The organism is Meiothermus cerbereus (assembly GCF_051297115.1).
Lineage (GTDB): Bacteria > Deinococcota > Deinococci > Deinococcales > Thermaceae > Meiothermus > Meiothermus cerbereus_A.
In genome coordinates this window covers 37,889-45,351 of the sequence record NZ_JBEVAL010000018.1, presented here as the reverse complement: position 1 = coordinate 45,351, position 7,463 = coordinate 37,889, and the positions used below count along the sequence as shown (strand labels likewise).

7 protein-coding genes are annotated in these 7,463 nt (G+C 59.4%); 1 reads left to right on the top strand and 6 read right to left on the bottom strand.

Annotation, left to right across the window (positions count from 1 at the left end; all coding sequences use genetic code 11):
* Window positions 1-147 precede the first annotated feature (147 nt).
* The 6 genes from ABWU19_RS05630 to ABWU19_RS05605 form a co-directional block, all read right to left on the bottom strand.
* Window positions 148-660, bottom strand: coding sequence for an isoprenylcysteine carboxyl methyltransferase family protein (locus ABWU19_RS05630; protein WP_435900786.1), 513 nt, complete (start codon window positions 658-660; stop codon window positions 148-150).
* The gene (locus ABWU19_RS05625; protein WP_435900785.1) at window positions 654-1,715 is read right to left on the bottom strand and encodes a type III polyketide synthase; all 1,062 of its coding nucleotides are present in this window, start codon (window positions 1,713-1,715) and stop codon (window positions 654-656) included. The genes ABWU19_RS05630 and ABWU19_RS05625 overlap by 7 nt, the downstream gene beginning before the upstream one ends.
* An 8-nt stretch (window positions 1,716-1,723) precedes the next feature.
* Window positions 1,724-2,509, bottom strand: coding sequence for a nitroreductase family protein (locus tag ABWU19_RS05620; RefSeq protein ID WP_435900784.1), 786 nt, complete (start codon window positions 2,507-2,509; stop codon window positions 1,724-1,726).
* A gap of 2 nt (window positions 2,510-2,511) precedes the next feature.
* Window positions 2,512-2,793, bottom strand: coding sequence for a hypothetical protein (locus ABWU19_RS05615; protein WP_435900783.1), 282 nt, complete (start codon window positions 2,791-2,793; stop codon window positions 2,512-2,514).
* A 199-nt stretch (window positions 2,794-2,992) separates the two neighbouring features.
* Complete coding sequence (locus ABWU19_RS05610; protein WP_435900782.1) at window positions 2,993-3,568, bottom strand: hypothetical protein; 576 nt, start codon at window positions 3,566-3,568, stop codon at window positions 2,993-2,995.
* A gap of 179 nt (window positions 3,569-3,747) precedes the next feature.
* Window positions 3,748-5,169 carry a phosphoglucomutase/phosphomannomutase family protein gene (locus ABWU19_RS05605; RefSeq protein WP_435900781.1) on the bottom strand — a complete coding sequence of 474 codons (1,422 nt, stop codon included), beginning with the start codon at window positions 5,167-5,169 and terminating at the stop codon, window positions 3,748-3,750.
* A gap of 114 nt (window positions 5,170-5,283) precedes the next feature.
* On the opposite strand from ABWU19_RS05605, the gene ABWU19_RS05600 reads away from it, so the two are divergent.
* On the top strand, window positions 5,284-7,404 hold the full coding sequence (locus ABWU19_RS05600) for an ATP-dependent helicase (RefSeq protein ID WP_435900780.1): 2,121 nt from the start codon (window positions 5,284-5,286) through the stop codon (window positions 7,402-7,404).
* Window positions 7,405-7,463: the final 59 nt, after the last annotated feature.

Here is a 7,463-nt window from a genome sequence, read left to right as displayed (position 1 = left end):
CGCCTGCTGGGGGTGGAGCGATATTACCTGCTGGAGTGAAGGGGGGTGCGGAATGTGGGCGAAAGATCGCTTTAGGAATTGCGCCAGGTACGCATAGACTCCGCGGGTTTTGCCAATCTACCCTGGCGCAACTTAGCCCCTGGGGCTCTAGGTTTGATCGTAGGTCGAGAGCGCTTTTTCCTCAGCGGGGATGCGGATGGTCAGCAACAACAAAGCGTTGAGCAGCGTGGCTGCCAGGGCGGTGATCCAAGCGTTGAAGATGAGCGGCAAAGACAGCAACTCCAGCGCAACTGCCAGGTAGTTGGGGTGGCGCAGGTAACGGTAGGGGCCACTGGTGATCTTTTTTGCGCCGGGTACGATGATGATGCGGGTATTCCAGTACCTGCCCAGGCTTTGAATAGCCCAGTAGCGTAGGCCCTGAGCCAGTACGAATAGTGCCAGCCAGAGCCACCAGATGGGGGAGAGCTGCTGGCGTGCCAAACCCTCGAGCAGCCATCCCAGCATCCAGCCAATGTGCAGCAGGAAAAAAAGCGGGTAGTGTTCGCGTCCGTACTCCCTGGCCCCCTGGGATAGGGCCCAACGCAGGTTGGCCTGGGCCAGCCGCAGCTCTAGAATTCGCTGCAGCACCACGAAGGCCAGTGCCAGCCAGAGGGCTACCACTCTAAGACCACCCCTTCTGCCGCAAAGCCAGGCCCCAGGGCAAGCAATACCCCTTTGCTTCCGGTGGGGGGGCGCTCGAGCTGGTACATCTGCCGGGCCAGCACAAAAAGCACCGTGGGGCTCGACATATTGCCAAACTTTTTGAGCACGCAGAAGGAGGCCTCGAGGCTCTTCTCGTCCACCGCCATGCCGCTTCGGTAGGCTGCGAGCACCTTGACCCCGCCGGGGTGGAGCGTCCAGGTGTGGATGTCCTCTGCCGATAACCCATAGCAGGCCAGCCCTTCTCGAATCAGGTGGCCCAGCTCGCCTTGAACCAGGGCGGGTATGCTTTGAGCAAAACGCACCTGCAGCCCCTCGGGGCTTAAGTCCCAGCCCATCACGTCGTAGCTGTCGGGCAGCAGGCGACTAAAGCCACCCAGAATGGCTGGGCCAGCGGGGGGGCGTGTGGAGGTAGGGCCTCCCAGTACCACTGCGGCGGCCCCATCGGCAAACAAACTGGTGGCCACCAGGTTGCTTTTGCTCAGGTCGCCCCGGACAAAAGTAAGGCTGCAAAGCTCGACTGCTACCAGCAGCACATACTGGCCGGAACCTTGTCCGGCTAGCTCGGCGGCCCGGGCCAGCCCCGCCGCACCGCCTGCACAGCCCAGCCCCCACAGGGGGAGGCGAACCACCGAAAGGGGCAGACCCAGGCGTTGCGCCAGGTGGGCCTCGAGGCTTGGGGTGGCAATGCCAGTGGTGGTGACCAGAACCACGGCCCCTACCTGCTGGGGCTCGAGGCCCGCCAGCGCCAGGGCTTCTCGGCTGGCTTTTTCGCTCAGGGCCAGGGCGCTTTCGAACCAGAGTTGGTTTTTTTCGCTAAAACCATGGGGCTGTGCGAACCACTCGAGCGGGGCGGCCAGGTAGCGCGACTCGATACCGGTGTTTTCAAAGACGCCCAGGAGCCGCTTCAGGCCCTCAAGGCGCTCAAATAAAACCTGCGCCAGCGCGCGCGCCTCTGGCTGGCCCACCTTGTGGGGCGGGTTGGCCGTGGCGATGCTCAAAATTCTGGGGTGCATCAAAAACCTCAGCCGTCGCTTTCGGGGGTAGCGCAGGAATCGCGAAACACATACTGCGAGATGCGTTTGCGGTGATCGGACTTCCAGTCTATGCGGGGCCGGGGTTTTTCCGCTGGTAGGTAGCCCAGCCGGTAGATGGCCATAAGCTCGAGGTGCGCGGGCACTTCCAGCAGCGCTTTTAGCTCCTCCCAGGCTGCGGGTACTTCCATGGGCGTGGAGACAAACTGAATGCCCATGCCCAGCTCCACTGTGGTGAGCCAGATGTTTTCAATGGCCATACCCAGACCCAGCACACTGTAAAAGCCCGAGAGTTCGCCAGGGCGATACTCCTGCTTGTCCAGCAGCGCGGCCAGCAGCAATGGCGAACCCGCTATCAGCTTGCGGTTGTCCTCGCCCAGGGTTTGGGGAACACGCAATGTCCGCAAAAGCCCCAGGGCCGAGGGGCTCATAATTTGGCGGGTAAAAGGACGCAAAGGCCCTGGCAACTGGTCAATCAGGATGCCGTCCCGCCGCTCCTCGAGTTCCTTTTCGCTAAAACGGAAGTAGGGGCGGTACCGCTCGAAAAATTTGCCATCCGCAATGAGCTGCTGCATGGTTTGTCCGCCAATCTCGGCGATTTTTTCTCGTTTGGCTTGATCTTCAATCAAGATAAAACGCCAGGGCTGCGAGTTGAAGTGGCTGGGGGCCCGGCTGGCAGCTTCCATCAGTAGGTGCTGGTGCTCTCTGGAGACAGGCCTGTTCAGAAAGGGGCCATTGGTGGTTCTGCGTTTACGAATAACTTCTAGAAACTCCATAATCAACCCCCTACCGACAGCAAGTATCCCACCAAACCTACCACGCCCAGTGTGGGGTGGAGCCAGGTGCGGGGCCGGGCTCTGGGGAACAGGGCCAGACACCCCACGGTGAGTAATAACCACCACTCCCTGGCAAAAACCAAAGCCAGCACAGCGCTTACAAATACCACCAGATAAAGCCCGTGGTGCCACAGACCAAAGCGGGCCAGCCGAAACTGGGCGGCCAGACCCACCAGCAGATTGAGCACATAAAGGCCAAATCCCACTGCAACAAAAAGGGACATCCCCCCCAGCATAACGGTATGGCCAATTATGGGTGTGCACACCGGCTCGAGGTCAAGCCTTGCTGTCGGCGCTTTTCTGCGCTTGAAGCACGCCCAGTTCCACGCAAACAGCAACAGGGTTGGCTGGCAACAGGCCCTTCGGCGATTACGCGGCTGTGGGGCTAATCACAGCCTGGAACCGGGCGAACACCTGTTATGGCTACCTTCGCTCACAGCTCGAGCCGGTCCAGCGGCCACCCCGGGTCTGGCACTCCCGCCGCAGGTTTTCCTCGGGGGCGCGCAACACCGCAAACACCAGACCCGCCGGGTAACCACCAGCACCAGCCCCCAGGCCCAGCTCCAGGCGGGTCAGGGTGAAGCTTTCGCGGGTACTGGGAACCTGGGTGCTCACATAACCTTGCCCATCCCAGGTGTAAATCACACTTTTGATCACCCGGCCATGGGGGCGATACGGCGGGTTGACCTGCAATTCAATCTCGATGGGCTTTAAAAAGCCGGTGGCCCCTGAGGAAAGCCGGAAAATCCCCACCACCTCACGTTCGGGGAGGGTCTGGATAAAAAACACTTCGTTTTGGGGCGGGGAAGTGGGTACGGCTTGCAGGCGCTCGAGGCGGAAGCGAACCGAAGAAACCAGGGCACCAGGAGGAATCAACACCTGAATACCAGGTAGTGTCAGGGCCCCACCTTGCGCATCAACACGGCGCTCGACCACAGGGGCGCTCAGCCCCCATCCCCCAGTTGCCATCAGACCAAACAGCAGTACCAGCCGAATCATAGCTTCACCCTACTTCCCTGCCCAGGTTAACCTACAAATATCTGAGAAAATCCAAGTTTGTTCTGCACCAACCTTGCATAGGGCTTCAACCGGGCGGAGAAAGAAAACTGAAGCTCGATGGGGACATGGTACGGCGCCCCTACCTACAGGGGAAGGCCCTCGACGGAGGGACTGGCGGGCTACAAACCTACCAGCTTTCTGGCCTCGGCCAGGATGGCCTTTACGGTTTTCTCGTCCTGGGCTTCGCAATAAATGCGGAGCACTGGTTCGGTGCCGGAAGCCCTGAACAGCAGCCAGCCGGTATCATTGAAAAGCCACTTGATGCCGTCCAGATTCTCGCTGCCGCTCACCTGCTGAGCTGCGATGGGATGCGGGGTTTGCACCTTCTCCATGACCTGCTTAAGCTGCTGCATCGAGGGCAGGTGTAAATCGATGCGGTCGTAGGCGTGCTTGAAGCCTACCTCGGCTTCAATTTCGGCAAACTGCTGACCCAGGCTTTTTCCACTATGCACCACCGCTTCCAGGAGCAACAGGGCGTTGAAAATCCCATCGCGTTCGGGTATGTGCCCGGCCACCCCGATGCCGCCCGATTCTTCTCCCCCAATCAGGACACCGCCCTTTAGCATCTCGTCGGTGATGTATTTGAAACCGATGGGCGTGACCATCAGCTCCAGGCCCAGCTTATGCGCGAGCTTGTCGATAATTTTGGAGGTTGAGAAGGTCTTGACCACCCGCCCGGATAGCCCTTTGTGATGAAGGTGTTTGAGCAACACCGCAAAAATCTGGTGGCTGTTGAAGTTGATTCCGCCGGCCAGTACAGCCCCAATTCGGTCAGCGTCCCCATCGTTGACTGCGGCAAAGGTGGGGTCTTCCTCTGCTTTGAGCACGGTCATGAGGGTGAACTGGTTTTGGGGGATGGGTTCGGGATTTACACCGTAGAACATGGGGTCGGGCACGGCGTGCAGCTCACGAAGCTCGAGCTTCAGTCCCGCATGCTTAGCAAAACCGGCCAGCCAACCGGCCCCGGCCCCGCCCAGGCTGTCGTGGTACATCACCCCGCTGTAGTTACGCAGCGCCTCCATATCCAGCTGCTGGGCAAGGAAATTGTAGTAGTCTTTGCGCACATCGAAGCTATGAACGGTTGCGCTGGCTCTTTTGGGTTCGGCACCAAGGTGCTTTTCCACTTCAGCTACCAGGGCCGGTGTGGCCGCCCCGCCGTAGCTGCCCTTTATCTTGAACCCCAGGTACTCGGCGGGGTTATGGCTTGCGGTAATCATTACCCCCCCATCGGCCTGCAAGTGCTTCACTGCAAACGAGAGCACCGGCGTGGGGAGGTAAGACCTGGCAAGGTAGACTTCCAGTCCGTTGGCGGCCAGAACCTCGGCGGCCCTTTGGGCAAACTTATTGGCCAGGAAGCGGGTGTCATAACCAACCACCACCCGCTTGCCCTGGTGCTCGAGCAGGTATTGGGCGTAGGCCTGGGCCACGAGCGCCACATTGTCGAAGGTGAATTGGTCGCCAATAATGGCTCGCCAGCCGTCGGTACCAAACTTGATGCCTGTATTAGATAGGTTGCTGACGGCTTCTTTCGCCTCTTCCATACCTAAACACTATACAGGAGGTAAAGGCAAGGGGCGCAGGGAATTTGCCGGTTCGCGGCGAACCTGCATGACTCACCCCCTGTCATGGGCTGGGTGATAGACTTCTAAGGCTTTATGTCCGACCTCCTTTCTTCCCTCAATCCCTCCCAGCAGGAGGCCGTTTTACACTTTGAAGGCCCGGCCCTGGTGGTAGCAGGCGCCGGCTCTGGTAAGACCCGCACAGTGGTGCACCGAATTGCCTATTTGCTGCGTGAGCGGCGCGTGTATCCCGCCGAGATACTGGCCGTAACCTTTACCAACAAAGCCGCTGGGGAGATGAAGGAGCGGCTGGAAAAAATGGTGGGGCGCCCTGCAAAAGATCTCTGGGTTTCCACCTTTCATGCGGCGGCGGTGCGTATTTTGCGTGCCTATGGTGAATATGTGGGGCTCAAGCCGGGGTTCGTTATTTACGACGACGATGACCAGAATGCGCTTTTGAAGGAGATTTTGAAAGAGCTTGCGCTCGAGGCCAAACCCGGCCCATTCCGGGCCATGATTGACCGCATTAAGAACCGTGGGGATGGTCTGGTGGAGTTTTTGCGCGAGGCCCCCGACTTTATTGGGGGAGTGCCCAAGGATGTGGCTGCCGAGGTCTACCGCAAATACCAGAGCGGCTTGCGGATGCAGGGGGCGGTGGACTTTAACGACCTGTTGCTGCTGACCATCGAGCTTTTTGAGCAGCACCCCGAAGTCTTGCACAAGGTGCGCCAGCGGGCCCGCTTTATTCACGTGGATGAGTACCAGGATACCAACCCGGTGCAGTACGAGCTAACCCGCCTGCTGGCTGGTGAAAAGCCCAACTTGATGGTGGTGGGCGACCCCGACCAGAGCATCTATGGCTTCCGGAGTGCTGACATCAACAATATCCTCGACTTTGCCAAAGACTACCCTGGTGCCAGGGTTATTCGCCTGGAAGAAAACTACCGCTCGAGCAGCATCATCCTGCGGGTGGCCAATGCGGTTATCGAGAAAAACGCCCTGCGCTTGGAAAAGGTTCTGCGCCCTACCAAAGAGGGGGGAGAGCCGGTACGCCTCTACCGTGCCCCCAACGCCCGCGAGGAAGCCGCTTTTGTGGCTCGAGAAATTGTCCGGCTAAGGGATTTCCAGCACATTGCAGTGCTCTACCGCACCAACGCCCAGTCGCGCTTGCTGGAAGAGCACCTGCGGCGGGCCAATGTGCCAGTACGCCTGGTAGGGGCGGTGGGTTTTTTTGAGCGCCGGGAAATCAAGGATCTGCTGGCCTATGGGCGCGTTGCCATCAACCCGGCCGACTCGATTAACCTGCGCCGCATTGTGAACACGCCACCCCGGGGCATTGGGGCCACCACGGTGGCCAAGCTGGTTGAACACGCCCAGAAGTCCGGCATCACAGTCTTTGAAGCTTTTCGCCTTGCTGAGCAGGTGATTAGCCGTCCCCAGCAGGTGCAGGCGTTCGTGCGACTGCTGGACGAACTGATGGAAGCGGCCTTCGAGACCGGCCCAGCAGCTTTTTTCGAGCGAGTGCTGGATGAAACGGGTTTCCGCGATGCCCTCAAGCAAGAACAGGACGGCGAAGACCGTCTGCAAAACGTGGAAGAACTGCTGCGAGCCGCACGGGACTGGGAAGAAGAGGAGGGTGGTAGCCTCGCGGACTTCCTCGACTCGGTGGCCCTGACGGCCAAAGCCGAAGAGCCGCAGGGGGATGCCCCGGAGGTGGCCGTAACCCTTATGACCCTGCACAACGCCAAGGGCCTCGAGTTTCCCACGGTATTTCTGGTGGGCTTGGAAGAAAACCTGCTGCCCCACCGCAATAGCCTGAACCGCCTGGAAGACCTGGAAGAAGAGCGACGCCTGTTTTATGTAGGCATTACAAGGGCCCAGGAGCGGCTTTATTTGTCCTATGCTGAAGAGCGGGAAACCTATGGCAAGCGTGAATTCACCCGCCCGAGCCGTTTTTTGGAGGATATTCCCCAGGATCTGCTCAAGGAGGTGGGGGCTTTTGGCGATAGCGAGGCGCCGGTGCTGTCGTACAGCCGCCCTGAGCCCAGGCCCAAAACCCAGCTTTCCGAGTTTAAGGGTGGCGAAAAGGTCAAACACCCCAAGTTTGGCAGCGGGACGGTGGTCGCCGCAATGGGTGGGGAGGTTACGGTGATGTTTCCTGGAGTTGGCCTGAAAAAGCTGGCCGTCAAATTTGCCGGGCTCGAGCGGCTCGATTGATTAAGTTTAGCTAAGCCTTGCTTTAGAGCGCTCTTCATAGCTCTTGAGCCCGTCAGCAA